We start from the raw sequence: 21,998 nt of genomic DNA on the forward strand, positions 1-21,998 counted from the left end.
TTTTTCCCTTGCTGGCGCGCGCCGCGCCAGCCACCTTGCACCCAGGGTTGGAGGGGGCGGCCTCGTCGGTCGACGAGACCTTTCTTTTACATGCGGAACACGCCGTAGCGCTGCGGCTCGATCGGCGCATTGAGCGAGGCGGAGATGGCCAGGCCCAGCACGCGTCGCGTATCGGCCGGGTCAATGATGCCGTCGTCCCACAGGCGCGCGCTGGCGTAGTAGGGGTGCCCCTGGCGCTCGTACTGCTCGCGGATCGGGGCCTTGAAGGCCTCCTCGTCTACCGCGCTCCAGGTCTTGCCGGCGGCCTCGATGCCGTCGCGGCGCACGGTGGCCAGCACCGAGGCTGCCTGCTCGCCGCCCATCACGCTGATGCGCGAGTTCGGCCACATCCACAGGAAGCGCGCGCCGTAGGCACGGCCGCACATGGCGTAGTTGCCGGCGCCGAAGCTGCCGCCGATCACCACGGTGAACTTGGGCACGTGCGAGCAGGCCACGGCGGTCACCATCTTGGCACCGTCCTTGGCAATGCCGGCGTTCTCGTATTTCTTGCCGACCATGAAGCCGGTGATGTTCTGCAGGAACACCAGCGGCACGTTGCGCTGGTTGCACAGCTCGATGAAGTGCGCGCCCTTGAGCGCCGACTCCGAAAACAGGATGCCGTTGTTGGCGATGATGCCGACCGGGTAGCCGTGGATATGCGCGAATCCGCACACCAGGGTTTTGCCGTAGCGGGCCTTGAACTCGTGGAACTCCGAGCCGTCGACGATGCGGGCGATCACCTCGCGGATGTCGAACGGACGGCGGGTGTCCTGCGGGATCACGCCGTAGAGCTCCTCGGCGGGGTAGAGCGGCTCGGCCGGGGCCTTCAGCGCCAGCGGCATGACCTTCCTGCGGTTGAGGCTGGCCACGATATCGCGGGCGATGGACAGCGCATGGGCGTCGTTCTCCGCATAGTGGTCGGCCACGCCGGAAACGGCGGTATGGACGTCCGCGCCGCCCAGCGCTTCGGCATCCACCACTTCGCCGGTAGCGGCCTTCACCAGCGGCGGGCCACCGAGGAAGATGGTGCCCTGCTCGCGCACGATGATGGTCTCGTCGCTCATCGCCGGCACGTAGGCGCCACCGGCGGTGCAGGAACCCATCACCACGGCGATCTGCGGAATGCCCAGGCCCGACATGCGCGCCTGGTTGTAGAAGATGCGGCCGAAGTGATCCTTGTCCGGGAACACCTCGTCCTGCAGCGGCAGGAAGGCGCCGCCGGAGTCGACCAGGTAGATGCAGGGCAGGCGGTTCTCCAGCGCGACTTCCTGCGCCCGCAGGTGCTTCTTCACCGTCATCGGGAAGTAGGTGCCGCCCTTGACCGTGGCGTCGTTGGCCACCACCACCACCTCGACGCCGTCGACCCGGCCGATGCCGGTGATGATGCCGGCCGCGGGGGCCGCGTCGTCGTACATGCCGTGGGCGGCCAGCGGGGAGAGTTCCAGGAACGGCGAGCCGGGATCGAGCAGGGCGCGGATGCGCTCGCGTGGCAGCAGCTTGCCGCGGGCCGTGTGTTTCTCGCGGGCCTTCTCGCCGCCGCCCTCGGCGCTGCGGGCCAACTCGTGGTGCAGGTCGTCCACCAAGCCCTTCAGCTGTGCGCTGCTGGCCTGGAATTCCGGGGAGCGAGGATCGATCTGCGAGGCAAGGACACTCATGAGCTGCTGCCGTTCAAGGGGAGCCCCGGATGATAGCGGTCCGGGTGCGCCGGCTAAATCGGCGTCGCAGCATGAGCAGGGGGCATAAAAAAAACCGGCCGCGCAAGGCGGCCGGTTTTCCGAAGTACACGAGTGTACTTAGTGACCGGCGGTCGAAGCAGCAGCCGGAGCAGCAGCGGTCGAAGCCGGAGCCGCCTGGTCAGCCGGAGCCGGGGCCGGCTGTTCGGCCGGAGCAGCAGCGGTCGAAGCCGGAGCAGCCGCCGGAGCTTCGGCAGCAGCCTTCTGAGCCTGGTCAGCAGCCTGCTGAGCCTGGTCAGCCGACTTCTGGGCGTCCTGCGCGGAATCCTGCGCGCCGTTGCTGCAAGCCGCCAGCAGCGCGACGAGCGCAGAGGCGAGAAGGGTACGCGTGAACTTCATGTTGAATCTCCTTTGCCGTGGAATGCCGTTTGGCGGGCGTATTAATAGCGCTTTCGTTGAAAATGCGCCACATATTTATGTGAAGCGGGGAAACCGGTTAACCCCGCTTTCATCGGCGATCGCCCGTACAGGCGCCGTGAAGGGTGTCAGTCCAGCAGTTCCACCGCGACCGCGGTGGCTTCGCCGCCGCCGATGCACAGCGAGGCGACGCCGCGCTTGAGGCCGCGGGTCTTGAGCGCATTGAGCAGGGTCACCACCAGGCGGGCGCCGCTGGCGCCGATCGGATGGCCCAGCGCGCAGGCGCCGCCGTTGACGTTGATCTTGTCGTGCGGGATGTCCAGCTCGCGCATGGCGGCCATGGCCACCACCGCGAAAGCCTCGTTGACCTCGAACAGGTCCACGTCGGAGACCTTCCAGCCGGCCTTCTCCAGCACCTTGTGCAGGGCACCGACCGGCGCCGTGGTGAACCACTCCGGCTCCTGCGAGTGCGTGGCATGGGCCACGACGCGGGCCAGCGGCTTCAGGCCACGCGCCTTGGCGTCATCGGCTGACAGCAGCACGAGGGCAGCGGCGCCGTCGGAAATGCTCGACGAGCTGGCTGCGGTGATGGTGCCGTTTTCCTTGCGGAACGCGGGCTTGAGCGAGGCGATCTTGCTCACGTCGGAGCGGCCGGGCTGCTCGTCGGTGTCGAACTTGACCTCGCCCTTGCGGGTGGCCACGGTCACCGGAACGATTTCATCGGCGAAGGCACCCGACTGCTGGGCGGCCTTGGCGCGCTCCACCGAAGCAGTGGCGAACGCGTCCTGTTCCTCGCGGGTGAAGTGGTACTTGTCGGCACACTGCTCGCCGAACACGCCCATGGCCTTGCCGTCGTACGGGTTGGTCAGGCCGTCCCACGCCATGTGGTCGACCAGGGTGCCGTCGCCATAGCGGATGCCGGTGCGCGCATTGACCATGTGCGGGGCATTGGTCATGGACTCCATGCCACCGGCCACCACCACGGAGGCGGAGCCGGCCTTGATCAGGTCATGGGCCAGCATCACGGCCTTCATGCCCGAGCCGCAGACCTTGTTGATGGTGGTGCAGCCGGCGGAGGGCGGCAGGCCCGCGCCCAGCGAGGCCTGGCGTGCCGGCGCCTGGCCCAGGTTGGCGGGCAGCACGCAGCCCATGATCACTTCGCTGACATCGCCCACGGCGAGGCCCGACTGTTCCAGAGCGGCGCGGATGGCGGTGGCGCCCAGCGTGGGCGTGGGTACACCGGTGAACTGGCCGAGGAAGGAGCCAATGGCAGTGCGCTTGGCACCGACGATGACAACGCTGACGTCCGACATGGGTATCTCCGCAAGTACTTGATAGGGCAAGAGCTGCCCGGATGAGCCAGGGGATTATCGCAGTCCACCGCTGACCGGGGCAAACCAGCCTCTTTTGCGATGGCAGTGCGATCTTGCCGCCATTTAGTTGCGTTTTCGTTGTGCCACTATGTGCCCGCTGCGCGATACGGCGCTGGGGACGGCGCGCGGCGGGGAATCCGGGAGTTGAGGCTGCGGAGGGGAAGCCATGAATACGGGTATGCAGGGCATGCGCTACCGTCGGGGAGCGGTGCTGGTGTGGGCGGCATTGGGGCTGGCCGCGTGCGGCGGTGGTGGCGGCAACGTCAAGTCGTCCCAGTCGAGCAACAACAATAACAATCCGTCGACGCCGCCGGCGTCATCTTCGAGCGTGGTGCAGCCGCCGATCGACGCGCAGCTGAGCATCACCAATGCCTATGCCGCCCATTCGGCTGGCTACACCGGCACCGGGGTCACCATCGGCATCGTGGATACTGGCGTGATGGCCAGCCAGCCGTCGCTTGCCGGGCGCGTGATCAAGGAACTGACCTACGTCGATCCGAGCAACAACAACCTGAGCGTGGATGACGTCAACGGACACGGCACCTACGTGGCGGAAATCGCCGCAGGCACGTCGTTTGGCCAGTTCGCCGGCGGCATCGCACCGGGCGCGGACATCGTCTCGGCGCGCATCATCGACGACAACGCGCCGGACGACAACGGCTCGACTGCCGCGAGCACGGTGACATCCTCCGATGCGATTCCATTGGCTCAGGTCAGCTCGGACCTGATCGCCAATGGCGTGAAGGTGATGAACAATTCCTGGGGCGGCATCAGCTGGAGTTCCAGCGACACCGCCACCACGCAGGCCTATCACGATGCCTACAGCACCTTCATCAACACGTGGGGTGGCCTGGTGGTGTTCGCCGCGGGCAACGACTCGCAGGCCAATCCCGACACCATCGCTACGCTGCCCAGCCTCGCGCCGGACCTGGAAAAGGGCTGGCTCACCGTGGTCGCCACCAACAGCAACAACCCGACGCAGTTGGACAGCTATTCCAACAAGTGCGGCATCGCGATGAACTACTGCCTGGCCGCGCCGGGTGATGTCATCGTCAGCGGCAAGAGCGACACCAGCCTCGCCAATGAGACGTACTGGATCGTCGAGGGAACCTCGATATCGGCACCGATCGTGAGCGGTGCCGCGGCGCTGGTGTGGCAGGCCTATCCCTATTTCAGCAACGACCTGGTACGGCAGACCCTGCTGGGTACCGCCGATCCACTGGGTGGCTCGCAGCCCAACCCCACCTTCGGCTACGGCGAACTGGACGTGGGCAAAGCGGTGAATGGCCCGGAGCAGTTCAACTGGGGTGACGTCACGGTCAGCTTCAGCGGCAGCTCCAGCTGGAACAATCCCATTTCCGGCGCCGGTGGCCTGATCAAGCAGGGTACCGGCACACTGACACTTACCCAGCCCTCCACCTATACCGGCCTGACCCAGGTGCAGGGCGGCATGCTGGTGGCGCAGTCGCTGGCAGCGGACGTCAGCATCGGAGCGCAAGGCGTGCTCAGCGGCACGCCGCATGTCGGCGGCACGGTCACCAATGCGGGTGTGCTGGCGGTGGGGAGTTCCAACGTCACCATCGGCGGCAATTACAGCCAGCAGGGTGCAGGCCGCCTGGCGGTATCGCTGGGTTCGGCGTTGCTCGTGACGGGTTCGGCCAGCATCACCGGCGGCGACCTCTACGTCACCGGCGCCAACCAGGGCTACCAGGCCAATTCGCATACCAACGTGCTCACCGCCAACGGTGGCCTCACCGGTACGTTCTCCGCGCTCAACACGGCCACCGGCGTGTTGCTCACGGCCACGCTCAACTACGACGCCGACGATGCGTGGTTGAACGTGAGCCAGGTGCAGGCCAGCAGCGTCACCGGCGTGACCTATACGCCGGCGTCCTACGGCGCCGCGCAGCGCGTGGATGAAGCCTTCAGCACGGTCAATGCACAGGTCTCGGGCACCACCACCGGCACGGGCGTGCCCAGCTCCTTCATCTCCGGTGCGGCAGCGCTGCAGCAAACGACCACGGCCGCTGCCCTGCAGCAGTCGCTGGCCAGCCTGTCGGGCCAGTTGCTCGCCTCGGGTGCGGCCATGACCTTCGAGGCGATGGATGCCGGTACGCGCGCGCTGTCCACCCGTTTCGACCAGCTCACCGATGTCGGCGCCGTGGGGGGCTGGACGCAGACGCTGGGCGACTACGGCAGCCTCAGCCGCAGCGGTTACGACAGCGTGGGTTACGACCTCAACGGCTGGATGGTCGGCCAGGACCGTCGCCTGGGCAGCAATGGAGTGGTCGGATTTGCCGTGGCGCAGAGCAACGACCTGGGCCGCCTCGATGAATTTGCCGACCAAGGCCAGAGTCGCGCCGTCGAAGGCATGCTCTATGGCGGCCTGGTGCAGAACCAGTGGTATGCCATGGGCCGCTTTGGCGTGGGCAGCTACCGGGAGGACATCCGCCGGCACCTCGAGCTGGGCAGCGACGTGGAGAGCGTGGCTTCCGACACCTACGGCCACTACGGCATTGCCTATGGCGAAAGCGGCTATCGCATGTCGCTGGGCAGCGTGCAGTTCACCCCCTACGTGAACCTGCAGTACGCCAACATCGAGACGGACGGTTACGACGAACTCGGCGGCGACGGCTTCGGCCTCAAGGCCGCTGCACAGGGCGTGCAGCGCTGGCAGGGTGGTGTGGGCCTGCGCGCGGCGCAGGACTGGACCCTGGCGGGCGGCAGTCACCTCAGCCTGCAGGCGCACATGCTGTGGCAGCGCGCCTTCAGCATGCGAGGCGATGTGGTCGACGCGAGCTTTGCCGTGCTCAACCAATGGGCTCCGGTGGGCGGCATCGGGCTGTCGCGTTATGGCGGCGATGCAGGCCTGGACCTCGACTGGGCCATCGGCGGGGGCTCCCATCTTTCGCTGGGCCTGGACCAGTACGTGGCCCAGCATGATCACGGCAAGATGGATACGCTGAACTACCGACTCTTGTTCTGATCGCTGCTTACTCCCGGGGGGGCCACCGATTGGCTCCGGGCCCGCCAGGAGCGGTGGCGGACCTCGTGTCCTTGCGGCCCAGCGATGCCGCTTTGCTGCGGAGCGCGCCTGTTCCCTGCCGCTTCCGCCCAGCCGGGCGGGGCGCCAGGGCAGCGCCAGATGACCTGAAGCGACCCCGGTGCGGCGGGCCTGCATAGGCCGCTGCGGCGCACCGTCTGCCACGAAGGGGGGCCCCGGACTGTGCGCCGGCGCCGGCATTCGCCAGTAAATTTATGCGAATATGGCGCAAGGAAGTGCTGGCGGAGTCCAGTCATTACGCCGGCCGCGCTGGGATTGCACGGGATGCCCAAAGGGCACAGGGGACGCTATGGATGGTGATTTGCGCGGAATGCGATTCCGCCAGATGTCTGTGTTGGTGGGCATGGCGCTGGGCGTGAGCGCCTGCGGTGGCGGTGCCAACGGCAACGTGAAGGTGCAGCCTTACTCGGCCCCCTCGGGCTACACGCCACCGAGTTCGGGCTACAAGCCGCCCAGCCGGGGATACCAGCCACCCAGTTCGGTGTATCGGCCGCCCGGCAGCCCCGGCACCACGCCGAACCCGCCTTCGGGCAGCACGCCGTCGTTGCCGACGCCACCGATCGACGCCCAGCTGTCGCTGACCAACGCCTATGCCGCGCAGAAGGCCGGCCTCACCGGCGCCGGCATCACCATCGGCGTGGTCGACAGCGGCGTCATGCGCAACCACCCGACGTTGGCGGGCAGGGTCAAGCAGGAACAGATCTACGTCGACCCCGGCACCAACAACCTATCGGTCGACGATGTGGTCGGCCATGGCACCTGGGTGGCCGAAATCGCGGCCGGCAAGGCGTTCGGCACGTTTGCCGGCGGCCTCGCCCCGGGCGCCTCGCTGGTGTCCGCGCGCATCATTTCGGACAAGTCCCCGGACGACAACGGCAGCACCGCGCCGGCGAAAGTGACCGCGGCTGATGCCCGGCCGCTGCAGACCATCAACGCCAACCTGATCTCCGCGGGCGTGCGCGTGATGAACAACTCCTGGGCCGGCATCACCTGGGACGCGAGCGATCCGGCCACCACCCAGGGCTTCCACGACGCCTACAGCCCCTTCATCAACTCCTGGGGCGGGCTGGTGGTGTTCGCTGCCGGCAACGACTCGCAGGCCAACCCCAGCACCATGGCCACGCTGCCCAGTCTGGCGCCCGACCTTGAGAAGGGTTGGCTCACCGTGGTGGCGCTGGACAGCAACAATCCCAGCCAACTGGCCAATTACTCGGACCAGTGCGGCGTGGCGATGAAATACTGCCTCGCCGCGCCCGGCAACGTGATCGTCAGCGGCAAGGACGACACCAACGCCAGCCAGGAATACTGGATCGTCCAGGGCACCTCGTTCGCGGCGCCCGCGGTATCCGGTGCGGCGGCGCTGGTATGGCAGGCCTTTCCGTACTTCACCAACGACCAGGTGAGACAGACCCTGCTCGGCACGGCCGATCCGCTGGGCGGTTCGCAGCCCAATGCCGTGTTCGGTTACGGCGCGCTCGACGTGGGGCGTGCGGTGAAGGGGCCGGGGCGCTTCGACTGGGGCGACTTCAATGTCACGCTCAATGGCAACTCCACCTGGGGCAACGCCATCAGTGGTGCGGGCGGCCTGATCAAGCAAGGCACCGGCACGCTGACGCTTGCGCAGGCGCCGAGCTTCCAGGGCGATACGCATGTTGCACAGGGCACGCTGGTCGCGCCGTCGCTGGCCGGCAACCTGTACATCGACAAGGCCGGTGCGGTGATGAGCGGTGCCCACAGCTTCGCCAAGGACGTGGACAACCTGGGCACGCTGGTGGTCGCCGGTGGCGACGTGCATGTCAGCGGCAGCTATTACCAGGGGTTCACCTCTGCCGACACCCAGACGGGGCGCCTGGCGGTGGAACTGGGTTCCGCGCTCAACGTGGACGGCAAGGCGATGCTGGCGGGCGGCGACCTGTATGTCATCGGTGCCAAGCAGGGTTACGTGGCCAGCGCGCACACCAATGTGCTCACGGCGAAGGGCGGCCTCACCGGCACCTTCTCCGGCCTGGACGTGGCGCAGGGCGTGCTGTTGTCGGCCACGCTCAACTACGACAGCAGCAGTGCGTGGCTCAATGTCAGCCAGGTACAGGCGACCGCCGTTGCCGGCATGACCTATACCGCTGCCTCGTTTGGCGCCGCGCAACGCGTGGACAACGCCTTCAGCGAGATCAATACGCAGCTGGGGCAGGGCGGCGCGGCCGCCGTTTCCACCGACTTTGTCGGCAGCGCGGCGAACCTGCAGCAGACGGCCAGCACGGCTGCGCTGCAGCGTTCGCTGGAAAGTCTCTCGGGCCAGATGCACGCTGCCAGCGCGGCGATGACTTTCGAGGCCATCGACGCGGGCACGCGTGCCTTGTCGGACCACTTCGACGACCTGGTCGACAGCCGCGGCAAGGCCGGAGGCTGGGCCCAGTCGCTGGGCTACCACGGCAGCATGAGCCGCAGCGGCTACGACAGCATCGGTTATGACCTCAGCGGCTGGATGGCGGGCCAGGACCGTCGCGTGGGCAGCAATGGCGTGTTCGGTTTCGCAGTCAGCCAGAGCCAGGGCCTGGGGCGCCTGGCCGAATACGCCGACCAGGGCCAGAGCCGCGCGGTCGAAGGCATGTTGTACGGCGGCGTGATGCAGGATGCCTGGTACACCATGGGGCGGCTGGGCTTGGGCAGCTATCGCGAGGATATGCGCCGGCACGTTGAACTGGGCAGCGACGTGGCGGCGGTGGCCAGCGATACCAACGGGCGCTATGCGGTGGCCTACGGCGAAAGCGGCTATCGCGCGTCACTCGGCGGCGTGCAGTTCACGCCGTATGCGAACCTGGAATATGCGCGCATCCAGCGCGACGGCTTCAACGAACTGGGTGGCGATGGCTTCGGGTTGAAGTCGGCTTCGCAGACCGTGGAGCGGTGGCAGGCCGGCGTGGGCCTGCGCGCCGGCCATCGTTGGCAGCTGGCCGGCGGCGGAAGCCTCAACGTGCAGGGACACCTGCAATGGCAGCAGGCGTTCGGCATGCATGGCGACGTGTTCGATGCCAGCTTCACCGCGGTGGACCAATGGGCGCCGGTCGGGGGTGTGGGCCTTTCGCGCTACCAGGGGCAGGCCGGGCTGACCCTCGACTGGGCCATGTCGGCCCGCTCCAGCCTGCAGTTCGGCATGGACCAGTATTTCGGCCAGCGCAGCGACGGCATGATGGGCACGCTCAATTATCGGCTAGCGTTTTGAGCCTCTAAGCGCTGCGCTGCACCGGATGTCGTTCCGGTGCAGTATGGCAATGCCATCCATGGCGTGAGGCTCGCCCCGCTATCAATGGACCATCGCTGAGGGCGAATGGGCAAACGTCGATAGCGAGCGCGCCATTGTGTGCATGGTGGCTGCCTGCTGAGTTGGGCGCACTCAGCGCCGTGCAAGATCGCGGCCCGTTGGAGTTTCCGTGAATCTTGTGACAACGTGAGTAGCTCATATTTGGTCGCAATCAAATATTAGGTAATCGATGACGGTCGAGGCGAGCGCTTCTCCCACTGAATTTCGCAGCCGTTGTCGTTGGCATTAGCTTTGCCACTATCCGACATGGTCGGGACATCCCGTACCTCGGTGCAGAGGCGAAATACACGGGATCGACGCCGATCGACACGTCTGGTTGCAGCGCCAATGCAAAATCACCGAGGCTCGTGGCTCGCGCTGGTTGATGTCGGTGTACCTGCTGGCGCCGAGCGGTGCTTGCGAAAGCGTTCCTTGCGCTTGAGCGCTGGCATATACCTTGCGCCAATAGCCAAGCAGGAAGAGTGCTCTCTCTATTGGGTAGCTGATAAGTTTGGGCGCATGCGCGATTGCCCTGCCTGCTGTGGATGATTGCGATCAGGCGATGGCGATGAACCGGTGCTATGGGTGGGCGCGGCGCCTTTTTTCTATGCTCTGGGCGCGTTGGTCGCAACCCGCGGGCGATCCAGCGGACTACGATGCTCGGCGATGTCACTTCTTAGCTCCAGGCCCAAAGGGCGCCGGTGTCAGTGCGAGGCGATCGTTGCTTCGTGTGGCTGCGGATAGCCCTGATCGTCCAGCAAGGTGAAGCGCACGCGCAGCGATGCTGCAGTGGCCACCTCCGTGGCCAGCCCGTAGTCGTGGCTGTCGAAAGGGCGGGTCATCATGTCCGCTTGCGGCTCCACCGGATGAGCCTGCCCATCCACGACGAGGGACAGTTCGCCGAACGAGGCGTGATAGGGCGTGGGGTTATGGCAGGTCAGGTGCAGGCTTCCAGGCTGGCCGCTCAGTGAGAATTGCAGCCGCGATGCCATTTGGTCGGGCGGGATGGGCAATTGGTCCGGGCGATAGAACACCTTCAGTTGGGTATTCATGGCCAAGAGTATTTTTGCTGTGTTGGTATCGTCTGCGCGCGTTGGCGGAATTTCGTAGAGGTTGAGCCAGAACACGGTTTCGCGGTCATGCGGGAGCGGGTCGCCGTTGTAGAGCAGGCGTATGCCTCGCACCGCATGTGCCTCCATCCGGAACACGGCAGGTAGCACAACGAACGGTGCCTTCACCGATTCGGGATCGCCTGTACCATCATCCACCCAGGTCTGCGCCAATATGGGGTAATCGTTGGTATTGGCGAGCATCAGGGCGCGTTCCCGATCACCCTCGTGATAGATGACGCGGGTGCTGGCGGCAAGCAGGCCGGCATGAGCCACGGATGCCGTTCCCAGGAGGCTAGCCATTCCCCAGAGCAGGTGGCCCGTCCAGGTCAGGCGTCGTACCGCGGGTTTCATTGGACCTTCACCAGCACGTAGCCCGTGGCGAATACCTTGCCCGGCGTTGCGTTCAACCCGGGAAGCCGTTTCAGCGTTGCCGTGTAACTCAACACGTAGTTGGTGTGGCCCGTATACGAGCTGCCCGTGGTCTGCGCACCGGCCAGCACGGGATACCAGCCTGCGTCATTGCCATGGGGGAAGGTCACGGCGGCATAGGTATTTCCGTCGCGGCTCACCGACGGGAGGCTGCCAGTGAATCCGGGTTGCCCAACGAAAACCATCGTGGGGTGGCTCGTACTGCTGAGACCGATGCCTACTCCACTGGCCAACGATGCGTCATGGCCGTAGTTGTCGGAGACCAGGTAGCTCACACCGCCACTGGCGTTGACCAGGCCGAGGGTCTGTGCGGCGCTGTAGGCGCCTGGCGACACCTGGATTCCGATGGCCGTCTGTCCGCTGGCGGTGCCGGAATCGACAGCATTGTTGCACTCGATCTGCACTTGGAACACGGCCGAAGGATTGACGCCTGCCTGCAGCTGCTGGGCCGACACGGCCGGGAATTCCACCAGTGGCGTCGCGTTGCGGGCCACGCAGGTATTGTTCTGGGTTAGCGAGGCGCCGCCCCACAGGGTGTATCCGAACCCGTTGTCGGCTCCCCAGAAGCTGTAATCCGAATTTGAATCCTCGCCGATGTTGTCGTGGCCGAACGGAATGGCGCTGTCGCTGCCCGATAGCTGGATGTAGGCGCTCGGCTGAGTGCAGATGTAGGGGCCATAGGAGCCCATGCCTCTGGCGGCACCTGGCGCATTGGTGGGCACGCTCATGCTGCCGCACCAGTCGGTTCCCGAGCCACTGACGGTGGGCAGCGAGCTGACACGATAGAGCTCGGCCACCAGTGGCGGTATGTCCTGCAGCCGGATCTGGATCGTGTTGCCTGAGGTGGCATAGGTGGTAACCGGCACCTGCTGCCAGTAGCGGCTGAGTACCACGCCCGCCATGGTTTGCCGCAGGCCGACATAAGTGAACCAGGTAGCGTAGACGCCGGTCAGTCCGTCGGGGCCACCGATGTCGTAATGGCCGCCAAGGCGGTCGTCGCCGTTGGTGGCCACCAGGAAATAGATGTTGGGAAGATCGGTTGCCGCGCAGGTCCATAGCACGGTGGAGCCGCTGGCGCCGCCATAGACGTAGCTGGTGGGCGGTACCACCACGCTGGCCAGAAGGGTTCCTGCGGGTTGCAGGTAGGTGTCGGTCAGGTTGATGTTGCCGAACACGATCTGTGCCGCACGCCCATCCTCCGTCTGGGCGGCACCTGAGCGGGAGCAGCTGGCGCGTGCGGTGCCTGTGAAGACCAAGAAGCCGCTGATGAGCAGTGTGGATACGAGTAGCAGGCGATGAAGGTTCATGGCGAGGGTCGCGAAACGACGCGCTCAACGCGTCGTCGGCAAGGGCTGATGGACAGTGCAGACGTGCTGCAGGCGGATGATGGGGCGGCTGAGGTCCTGGCCGGCCAGGTCATAGGGCAGGGTGCAGCGATCGCTCACGCCTTCTCCCCAACGCAGATCGAGCATGCCCCTGGCCTGGTCGCTGCGAACGTAAACCTGTCCGCCCTGGCCAACCATGCCGATGATCTTGCCGGACTCGTCGTAAACCTCGGTGCCCATGGGCAGGGCGCGGCCGTCCGATAGCCTGGTGCGGATCAGCAACGCGTTGCCGCTGCGAGTGCGAAACACCACCTTTACTGCCGCACCGGCATCCGGCGCTACCCGTTGCTCGCCGTCCTCAAGCTCGGTCTTGCCCTTCATGCCCTCCGGGTTCAAGGCCACCGTGTTGTAGCGGTATGGCGTCATCGACGGCACCAGGGCGTAGCCGCGGCCGTCGATGGCGGCGCCCATGCCGTTGAGAACCCTGGCGCCTTCGGCACCCTTGGCCTCGATCAGGGCAAACGTGTCGCCGAGATACGGACCGAAAGTAATGCCGCCACCATGGATCGCCAAGGCACCCTGCGCGTTGACCGAGGCCTGCCAGTAGTTGTCGCCACGCGAAGCCGTCACACCGATGGTGGCATCGGGCAGGCGCTTCTGCAGATTGCCGTTGAGCACGGTCTGTTGCCGATCCACGTCGCGGGTGGCACCCAGGCCATAGCTCACGCTGCGGTCCGCTCCGGTGGTGCCGGACATGGTGGCCTGGTACACGGTGCCACCGGTATCGCTGTGGGAATAGGAGGTATTGAGGCTGGATGGCGCGATGTTTCGGTTGCTGCCAAGCGGAATGGAGAACGACAGCATGGTTACCGTTTCGATGCTGCCGGACCAGCTGCCGTTCAACGCCGTGCGGTTGGCCACGTCGTTGCCATAGGGATCGTCATAGCTGCCGCTGGCCGAGGTGTAGCCGCTCATGCGCATGCGCGCCACCGACAGGTTCATGCTGATCGAGTGCCTGAACATGGTGGCGTAACCCAGCTGCACCTGCGTATCGCGGCTGCGTCCATCGCGATAGTCTTGGGTGGAGCCAGAGAGGTAAACGTTTCCCCATGAGCCCAGCCGTTGGTTGATCGACACCTCGAAACGGGCCCGCTGCATGTAGGTGCTCGATTGCCAATCACCGCCATGGGCAACGGCTAGCCGCACGCCAAGCACGTCGCCCAGGTCGCGATAACCCGCCGTGGAATAGCGGTAGCCGGCGATCGATAGCGTGGTGTTGGTCGGCTGATAGGTTCGACTATAGGAAAGGTGCGCCATCCAACCATCGGTATAGCCGATGGTCGGCATATCGGCGCGCGAGTAGGTCGCGTCCAGGCCGAATGCACCGAGAGGGCTGCTGTAGGCGCCGCCCAGCACCACCGCCTGGTAGCCCCCGGCGATACGCAGGCCGCCATTGGCCGTAACGGCGTTGCTCAGGCCTCGCTGATAGGTGAGGTCGCCGAAATCGGCGTGGTCACCGGCTTGGCGAGTTCGGCCCATGGTGACCTCGTAACGCGAGATGCCTGGGCGCAGGGACTCCGGCACGGCAGCAAATGGCACGGTGAATTGGTTGATGCTGCCATCGGCCTCGGTCACCACCACATCCAGATCGCCGTTGTAGCTTGTCGGATAGAGGTCGCCAATCTCAAAAGGGCCAGGGACTACCGTGGTCTGGTAGATCTCATTGCCGTTCTGGCGAATGGACACCCTGGCATTGGTGCGCGCCACGCCGCGAACCACCGGCGCATAGCCGCGCATGGAATCGGGCAGCATGCGATCGTCGGTGGCCAGCGTTACGCCTGTGTAGCTCAAGCCGGAGAAGATGCGGCCGGTGGTGAAGTTTTGCCCGACGGTAAGAGCACTGCCGATGCTCGGCAACCCGCGTGAGGCATAGCTTCGCGTATTGGTCCATTGGATACCCATGCCCTGCTGGTCGCTCACGTTGGACTGCTGGCGCAAGCGCCACCTGCCGAGGTTCAGGCCGCCATTGATGGACAGATACGCCGAATTCTGTGAACCGGCGTCGCTGCCGCCGTAGGAGACGTGATAGGCGTTGCCGATGTAGTTGAGGAAGGCGATGGCATCGCCGTGATCGAGTTCGGAGGGTGCGACATAGCCCCTTGGCACCTGCTTCATGAGACTCTGCGGAACGCTTAGGTCGAGCCTCAGACGCGGCAGGTCGAAGGAAGTGCTGCTGCCCTCGACGGCCCGGTCGAGGATCAGGCAGTCGTCGTCCTCGGCAGGTGACGCCCCGGTCCGGATGGCCGTGGCCAAGATACTGGCGTGATCCAACAGGGCGCGTGGCAGGCATGGTTTGACCGATCCGTCGCGCTGCATCCTGAAGGGGACATCGGCGCGATCGAGGAAACGTCGGTTGATGTACACGTCCACCATGTAGGTGGCTGGCGAAATGGCGTCAGCGCGGTTGAAGCGCTTCATCGTGGCTGCGCTCAGGTTGCCGCCCCGAAACAGGCTAGCGTCGAAGACATAACCATCTGCCGAATCCTCGGTCGCCGTGGTGCCTTCGGCGGCATAGGCAGCCGACGTCGTCAGGGCTGTGCCGATTGCCAGCATCAACATCGAGCGCGGCCTTGGGCGCCTCGCCGGGATATGCACGGGTCGTCGCTTGCAGCTCGGAAGGGATGGAGGGGCCATGGACGATGCCTGTCGACGGTCAGTGCAACGGCAGGTCGCTGGCTGTATCGCCGCCAAAATCGTTCACCAGCACCAACTTCAGTCGCACAGGATCGGTCCGTCGCATGCAATCTGCGGGAACGCGCCATTGCGCCGTAGATAGCGGTGGAATCATCACTGCGGCCGCCAGTACGCAGGGTTTGTCGCCGCCCTCGAGCGAGGCACGGCGAATCACCGCGTGATAAGGCGTAGGGTTGTCCACCTGCACGTGCTCGCTAGCGCTGTTGGACTTGCGGGTGAAGCTCAGTCGCTGTAGCAGTTCGTCAGGTGATCCGGGCAAACCCTTGGGGCGGTAGAACAGCTTTAGACGATTGCCGAACATCAGCACCAGCTTGTTGACGTTCTGATCCCTGGACTTGATGGCGGGGATCTGGTTGAAGTTGAGATAGAACACCGACTCACGGTCGTGGGGCAGGTCCTCGCCAGTGAACTCCAGTCGTACCATCTGGCCCGCATGAGCTTCCATGCGGAAGATCTGCGGCGTCACCACAAAGGGCGCATCGGCGGTTTCCACCGTTGAATGTGCATTACCCTTGTCCACCCACAGCTGCACCAAGTTGGGATGATCGTCCTGGTTGGTGAGCTGGATGGCTTTTTCCCGCAAGGCTCCGTCGTAGATCACCCGGGTATTGGTCATCACGACGCTGGCATGCGTGGAAAACGCGAGCAGAGCGGACCATACGGCGGCGCCGGCGGAAAGGGGTTTCGGGAAAACGCGCATGGCATAGCTCCCATGCTGCGTGGCAGCCTGCGAGAGGACGGGGACTGGCAGAGAGAGCGTCCTGCCCATCGAGCCGGAGGCTACGATGGACAGGAATGGAGCTACAGATAGCTCAGGGTGTACTCGGCTACGGCCTGTACGCTGCCGGCCTCGCCACCACCTGCCTCGGAGATGTACTGCGCGCCGAACTGATAGGCCGCGCTGGTGGCACCGGCTTGCAGCACCAGACCGGGCACGGTGGTGGGGCCATTCAGGGAAACCGGATTGCCACCACTGGCGGAGGTGGTGAGCTGGATGTCGACGTTCTTAGCGCTACCCGTGTTGCCCAGATTGCCGCCATTGGTCACGTTGTGGCCGAGGAATTCGGTGCCGATGGCCAGGTCATCGGCGCCCATCGTGCAACCGGTGACCTGAATCGTGAACGGCGTAAGACCTGCGGTCGCGCCTGCGGCCAACAACGATGCGGCCGAGACGGTAGGCAGCAGCACAACACTGTTGGTGTCGCCATTGATAGTGGCCTGACAGGTCTGATCCGTGACTTCACCCTGGAAGGTGACCGTCGGTGCGGCGAGGGCAAACGCTGGTACAACCATCACGGCTAGGCCAATCAAACGTCTTGCGGTTTGGACTTTCACGATGCGCTCCTGGAAACGAGGCTATGGATGGCCATGGCGATGGGTAGTCGATCGGTTGCGGCAACGGCGGGCCTTACGATGTCCGCGAGGACTCGCATCCGGTCGGATGGATAGAGGTAGCGCCGGGTAACAGTCTTCCTCGGCACGGGCATCACCCTGTTAACGGGGAATAGGGGTGAGATCGCGCCAGGTGAACAATGTCGCAGGGCCACCGAATAGGAATGTTCCTATTGCAGTTCGCTCGCACGATTGATCCGAATCAATTTTCCAAGGTGCAATTGGCGCGTGCGGCTTGTCGCCACACGTAACATTTTGTTGCCAGCTTGGGCGGTTTCGGCCCGTGCCATGTCAATGACGGTGACGCAAAGCAAGACGCCCACACAAGGGTGGGCGTCGTTTCCAGCGCGAGCGCGGCTAAGGACTCAGGCTTTGCCGTGGAACAGCTCACGGCCGATCAGCATGCGGCGGATCTCGTTGGTGCCGGCGCCGATTTCATAGAGCTTGGCGTCGCGCAGCAGGCGGCCTGCCGGGAACTCGTTGATGTAGCCATTGCCGCCCAGGGTCTGGATAGTTTCCAGGGCCACCTTGACGGCATTCTCCGAGGCGTTGAGCAGGCAGGCGGCAGGGTCGATGCGCGACTTCACGCCGTGATCGAACTGCTGCGCCACCATGTAGGCAAAGCCGCGCGAACTTTGCAGCGCGGTATACATGTCGGCGATCTTCGCCTGCATCACGCCAAAGGTGCCGATGGGTGCATTGAACTGCTTGCGCTCGCGCACGTAGGGCAGGGCGATATCCAGCGCCGCCTGCATCAGACCGATCGGGCCGCCCGAGAGCACCAGGCGCTCGGTATCCAGGCCGCTCATCAGCACGCGTACGCCCTCGTTCACTTCGCCCACGATGTTCTCGGCCGGGATCTCGCAATCCTCGAACACCAGCTCGCAGGTGTTGGAACCGCGCATGCCGAGCTTGTCGAGCTTCTGCGCGGTGCTGAAACCCTTCATGCCCTTTTCGACGATGAAGGCGGTCATGCAGCGGCTGCCGGCTACGCGCGGCGCGGTGCGCATGTACACCAGCAGCACGTCGGCATCGGGACCGTTGGTGATCCACATCTTGGAGCCGTTGGCGACCCACACGTCGCCCTTTTGCTCGGCCTTGCAGCTCATCGAGCCGACCACGTCGGAGCCCGCGCCCGGCTCGCTCATCGCCAGCGCGCCGACGAATTCGCCCGAGCACAACTTGGGAATGTACTTGCGGCGCTGTGCCTCGTTGCCGTTGTGGAAGATGTTTTGCACGCACAGGTTGGAATGCGCGCCATAGGAAAGGCCCACCGAGCCCGAAGCACGAGAGATCTCTTCCATCGCCACCATGTGCGCGAGGAAGCCCATGCCGGTGCCGCCGTATTCCTCGGGGATGGTGACGCCCAGCAGGCCCAGGTCGCCAAACTTGCGCCACAGGTCGGCAGGAAACTGGTTTTCGCGATCGATGTGATCGGCGCGGGGCGCGATCTCCTTTTCGGCGAACGCGTGCACGCTTTCGCGCAGCAGATCGATTTCTTCACCCAGCGGAAACGGACGCATGCCTACAACTCCGGTACTCGTGATCCGCGAATGGTAGCGCGGCGGGGATGACAAGCCGTTGCGCATCGCACAACCCGGGCACGGGAAAATTCAGGCTGAATGAAGCTCGTTGGCCAGTTTCGCCAGGCGGTCGCGCTGTTTCCGCACCCGTGCCAGCTGGCCCAGCACCAGCCGCGCGGTATCGTCGTCGCCGCACGTGGCAAGCGCCTGCGCCAGCGATGTGTCGTCATCGTGCGGCAACGCCTCCAGCCGGTGCGCGATGGCATCGGCAAGCTGCGCCAGTACCTCGCTGGTTTCCTGCCCGGCCTGGGTGACGGCATCGCGTGCCACGGTCGAGGGAATCACCTGCCGGTGCACGCCCAGCGCCGACAGCTGCCCCAGCAGGGTATGGCCCTCGGCAAGAAAGCGCAGCAGCCGCTCGGTATCGCCGTGGGGCTGCGCCGGCTCGCGCAGCATGTTGGCCACCACGGTGCTCAGCATGGCGTTGGCGTTGTGGGCGTCGCGCCGCGCGATGCGATAGTCCAGGTCATCGCGCCGGCCGCTGGCGTACTGGTTGATGATGCGGGTGAGGTAGTTCGCGTCGCAGCGAAGCACGTCGGCAAGGACATCATCGAAGCGGCGGCCTTTCCAGTCGGGCATCACCAGGCGCATGGCCAGCGCGGCGATCACCGAGCCCACCAGGGTATCGAGCAGTCGTGGCCACATGACCTCATAGCCACTGCCCACCTGGTTGAAGCACAGAACGATGAACAAGGTGATCGCGGCGGTTGCCGTGGGGTAGCGGCGCAGCCGGGTAGCGAAGAACACCACGCCGGCAACGATGATCAGCGGCAGCTGCCATGACAGTGCCGGCACCAGTCGCAGTACGGCCCACCCGAGCACCAGGCCGATGATCGTGCCGGCTACGCGCTGCACCAGTCGCAGGCGGGTGGCGCCATAACTGGGTTGGCACACCATCAGCGTGGTTAACAGGATCCAGTAGCCATGCCGTGGATGAAGCACGTGCAGCACGATGTAACCGGCGAGCAAAGCCAAGGCGAGTCGCAGCGCGTGGCGAAAGCGGAATGAGCGCGGCGTCAGGTGCAGCCGGATGCGCTCCCAGGCTTCACGCAACGACTGCGGGCCCGGATTCTGCAGCACGCTCTCGGCGCCGGCAGCGGGCAGGCCACTGGGCGCATCGCCGGCGAGCTGGTGTTGGATAGCACTCAGGTTGCGTGCCAAAGCCTCGATGGATCGCTGCACGTGCGCCGGCGGCGGATGGACCTGCAGTCGCACTGTGTCGATGGCGGCCAGCAAGTCGTCCAGCGCTTCGCTGGAGCCACCCACCGGTTCGGCCTGCACGCGCAGGCGAAGCGAAGCGGCACGCTGTCGGCACGCCGTGGCCTGCAGTCGCAGCAGGTGTTCGCAGCGAAACAGCACGTCGCTGTGGAACAGCGCTTCGGCCAGCGCGTCATAGGGATAGTGTGCCGAGCTGATGCGCTCGTGGATGTCCTGGGCAAGGAAATACAGCTGCAGCCGCACGGCGCTGGCGCCACGCGGCCGGCGCGCACCTATGCGGTCGATCAGCAGCAGGCGGCTATCGTTGAGGGTTTCCACCACGCGCTCGTTGCGGGTGGCCAGGGTCAGCTGCAGGGCCTCGCGGTTGACGCCATGCACGGGCGTGAACAGCGCCGCCTTCGCTTCCAGCAGGTCCGCCAGTGCTTCGTACAGGCGTGCCAGCGACTGGCGCACGGCCTGCTGCGGCGCCAGTACGCTCCATGCAAGCGAGAGCACGCCGTACCAGGCCGCGCCAGCCAGCAATGCCAGCGGTTGGTGCCAGGGATGGGCGGGCGTGGGGCCGGCAGTGTCCGCGCCGATCATGGTGTACACCGCCAGCAGCAGGGTGGCGCCTGCCACCGTGGCGTAGCGATCGCTGGCCGCCCCCAGCATGACCAGCACGAAGGTGGAAACGGTCAGCCCGATGGCAAAAAGCAGCGGATGCGGGAACAGCAGCTGCACCGAGCCGGAGGACACCGCAAAGCAGGCCAGCGTCACCAGCAGGGTGCCCAGCCGGCTGCGCCAGTGATCCTCGGTTTCGGCCAGTGCGCAGGCGATCACGCCCAGCAGCAGGGCAACGACGGCGTCGATCTCCCCGCTGCCGTAGCACCAGGCCACGACGCCGCCCATCGCCAGCAATACCCGGAGGCATTCGGCGTAGCGATCGGAGCCGCTCAGGCGGCGCCAGCCAAGAACGAAGGTGGAAGGTTTCACCCGTGCAGCATACGATGATGCAGTGCATCATTCCCAGCCGCCGGAATGAAAAACGCCGGCACAAGGCCGGCGTTGGGGGGCTCGCATCGGGGCAGGTGGGTTACTGCACCTTGGCCAGCTTGGCCTTGAGCTGCACGCCCGACATCAGGAAGCCGACGTGGCATTCGTAGCTGGTCGGGTCGCTGTACAGCACGTCGTTGTAGTTGCTGACGATGTCGACCACGGCATTGGCGCCGGCGGCCTTGGCGTCGTCCTGCAGCGCGATCAGCGCCGACTGCAGCACCCAGTCGCAGCTGACCTGGTCTTTCTTGCCGAAGGCGTTGGTCTTGCGGTTGGTGGTGACGTTGTCGTTGACCACCGTCACCTTGCCCGACGGCGTGTTGCCGGCCAGGTAGAACTTGATGTTCGGGTCGAGGCGGCCGTCCTTCTGCGCCTGCGCGACCACCTGGTCGAACGGCAGGTGCACCACCTTGTCGGCTGCCATGCCGAGCGCGGGCGCGGCGAACAGGACCAGGGCGGCGAGCCCGAGCGAAGCTGCTTTCATGCGTTGGTTCTCCTTAGGAAAGGCGTTGATCTGTGGGACGGGCGGCCGGCGCGTGTGGTATTGCTCAGCACAGGCCGCCATTGACCGCCAATACCTGGCGGGTGACGTAACTTGCCTCGGGGCTGACGAGGTACTGCACCGCGGCAGCCACTTCGTCGGGCGTGCCCATGCGCTGCATCGGGATCATGGCCAGGATTTCGTCCAGCGGCAGCTCGGCATCGAGCATGTCGGTGTCGATCAGCCCGGGCGCCACGCAGTTCACGGTGATGCGTCGCTTGGCCAGCTCCACCGCCAGAGCCTTGGCCGCGCCGATCACGCCGGCCTTGGATGCACTGTAGTTGACCTGCCCGCGGTTGCCGATGAGGCCGGATACCGAGGTGATGCACACGATGCGTCCGGGCGCGCGACGGCGGATCATGGGCATGATCAGCGGATGCAGCACGTTGTAGAAGCCATCGAGGTTGGTGCGCAGCACCTGGTCCCAATCGTCGTCGCTGAGCGCCGGAAACGCGCCGTCCCGGGTCAGGCCGGCATTGCACACCACGCCATAATAGGCGCCGTGCTCGGCCACGTCGGCCTCCAGCGCGGTGGCGCTGGCCGTGCGGTCGGCGATGTCGAACTGCAGGATGCGGGCCTGTCGTCCGCGGGCCTGGATGGCGGCCTGCACCGCTTGCGCCTCGTCGACGCGCGAGCGGCAGTGCAGCACCAGGTCGTAGCCGGCGGCGGCCAGGCGCATGGCGATGGCGCGGCCGATGCCGCGGCTGGAGCCAGTGACCAGGATGGTCTCGGACATGGGACGGTTTTC

General features: G+C 65.3%; 13 protein-coding genes and 1 pseudogene. 2 read left to right on the top strand and 12 right to left on the bottom strand.

From position 1 onward, the window contains the following. Positions 1 to 86: 86 nt before the first annotated feature. The 3 genes and pseudogenes from DVU99_RS05935 to DVU99_RS05945 form a co-directional block, all read right to left on the bottom strand. Positions 87 to 1,694, bottom strand: coding sequence for a carboxyl transferase domain-containing protein (locus DVU99_RS05935; RefSeq protein ID WP_114239283.1), 1,608 nt, complete (start codon positions 1,692 to 1,694; stop codon positions 87 to 89). Between the two features lie 147 nt (positions 1,695 to 1,841). Next, a pseudogene (locus tag DVU99_RS05940) lies at positions 1,842 to 2,111 on the bottom strand (hypothetical protein); the annotation flags it as partial. Positions 2,112 to 2,257: 146 nt separating this feature from the next. Next, positions 2,258 to 3,442, bottom strand: a complete 1,185-nt coding sequence (locus DVU99_RS05945; RefSeq protein ID WP_114239284.1) for an acetyl-CoA C-acyltransferase — start codon at positions 3,440 to 3,442, stop codon at positions 2,258 to 2,260. 226 nt (positions 3,443 to 3,668) lie between these two features. On the opposite strand from DVU99_RS05945, the gene DVU99_RS05950 reads away from it, so the two are divergent. Both DVU99_RS05950 and DVU99_RS05955 read left to right on the top strand, forming a co-directional pair. Beyond that, a complete protein-coding gene (locus DVU99_RS05950; RefSeq protein ID WP_114239285.1) occupies positions 3,669 to 6,488 on the top strand; it encodes an autotransporter serine protease in 2,820 nt (939 codons plus the stop codon). Between the two features lie 403 nt (positions 6,489 to 6,891). Further along, positions 6,892 to 9,786: a S8 family serine peptidase gene (locus DVU99_RS05955; RefSeq protein ID WP_232823472.1), complete on the top strand. Its 2,895-nt coding sequence runs from the start codon at positions 6,892 to 6,894 to the stop codon at positions 9,784 to 9,786. A 782-nt stretch (positions 9,787 to 10,568) separates the two neighbouring features. Here the strand turns inward: DVU99_RS05955 and DVU99_RS05960 are convergent. The 9 genes from DVU99_RS05960 to fabG form a co-directional block, all read right to left on the bottom strand. After that, positions 10,569 to 11,327 carry a molecular chaperone gene (locus tag DVU99_RS05960; protein ID WP_198670199.1) on the bottom strand — a complete coding sequence of 253 codons (759 nt, stop codon included), beginning with the start codon at positions 11,325 to 11,327 and terminating at the stop codon, positions 10,569 to 10,571. Next, positions 11,324 to 12,712 carry a fimbrial protein gene (locus DVU99_RS05965; RefSeq protein ID WP_114239288.1) on the bottom strand — a complete coding sequence of 463 codons (1,389 nt, stop codon included), beginning with the start codon at positions 12,710 to 12,712 and terminating at the stop codon, positions 11,324 to 11,326. The genes DVU99_RS05960 and DVU99_RS05965 overlap by 4 nt, the downstream gene beginning before the upstream one ends. Positions 12,713 to 12,736: 24 nt before the next feature. Further along, entirely contained in the window at positions 12,737 to 15,349 is a 2,613-nt protein-coding gene (locus DVU99_RS05970) for a fimbria/pilus outer membrane usher protein (RefSeq protein WP_114239289.1), read from the bottom strand. A gap of 94 nt (positions 15,350 to 15,443) precedes the next feature. Beyond that, the gene (locus DVU99_RS05975; protein ID WP_114239290.1) at positions 15,444 to 16,184 is read right to left on the bottom strand and encodes a molecular chaperone; all 741 of its coding nucleotides are present in this window, start codon (positions 16,182 to 16,184) and stop codon (positions 15,444 to 15,446) included. A gap of 101 nt (positions 16,185 to 16,285) precedes the next feature. Beyond that, positions 16,286 to 16,819 carry a fimbrial protein gene (locus DVU99_RS05980; RefSeq protein WP_198670200.1) on the bottom strand — a complete coding sequence of 178 codons (534 nt, stop codon included), beginning with the start codon at positions 16,817 to 16,819 and terminating at the stop codon, positions 16,286 to 16,288. Between the two features lie 422 nt (positions 16,820 to 17,241). Next, a complete protein-coding gene (locus DVU99_RS05985) occupies positions 17,242 to 18,399 on the bottom strand; it encodes an isovaleryl-CoA dehydrogenase (protein ID WP_114239291.1) in 1,158 nt (385 codons plus the stop codon). Between the two features lie 90 nt (positions 18,400 to 18,489). Beyond that, positions 18,490 to 20,649, bottom strand: coding sequence for a YccS family putative transporter (gene yccS / locus DVU99_RS05990; protein ID WP_232823473.1), 2,160 nt, complete (start codon positions 20,647 to 20,649; stop codon positions 18,490 to 18,492). 100 nt (positions 20,650 to 20,749) lie between these two features. Then, positions 20,750 to 21,193 carry an excinuclease gene (locus DVU99_RS05995; RefSeq protein WP_114239292.1) on the bottom strand — a complete coding sequence of 148 codons (444 nt, stop codon included), beginning with the start codon at positions 21,191 to 21,193 and terminating at the stop codon, positions 20,750 to 20,752. Positions 21,194 to 21,257: 64 nt separating this feature from the next. Continuing rightward, on the bottom strand, positions 21,258 to 21,986 hold the full coding sequence (fabG, locus tag DVU99_RS06000) for a 3-oxoacyl-ACP reductase FabG (protein WP_114239293.1): 729 nt from the start codon (positions 21,984 to 21,986) through the stop codon (positions 21,258 to 21,260). Positions 21,987 to 21,998: the final 12 nt, after the last annotated feature.

This window comes from Dyella sp. C9, from assembly GCF_003332825.1.
Taxonomy (GTDB): domain Bacteria; phylum Pseudomonadota; class Gammaproteobacteria; order Xanthomonadales; family Rhodanobacteraceae; genus Dyella.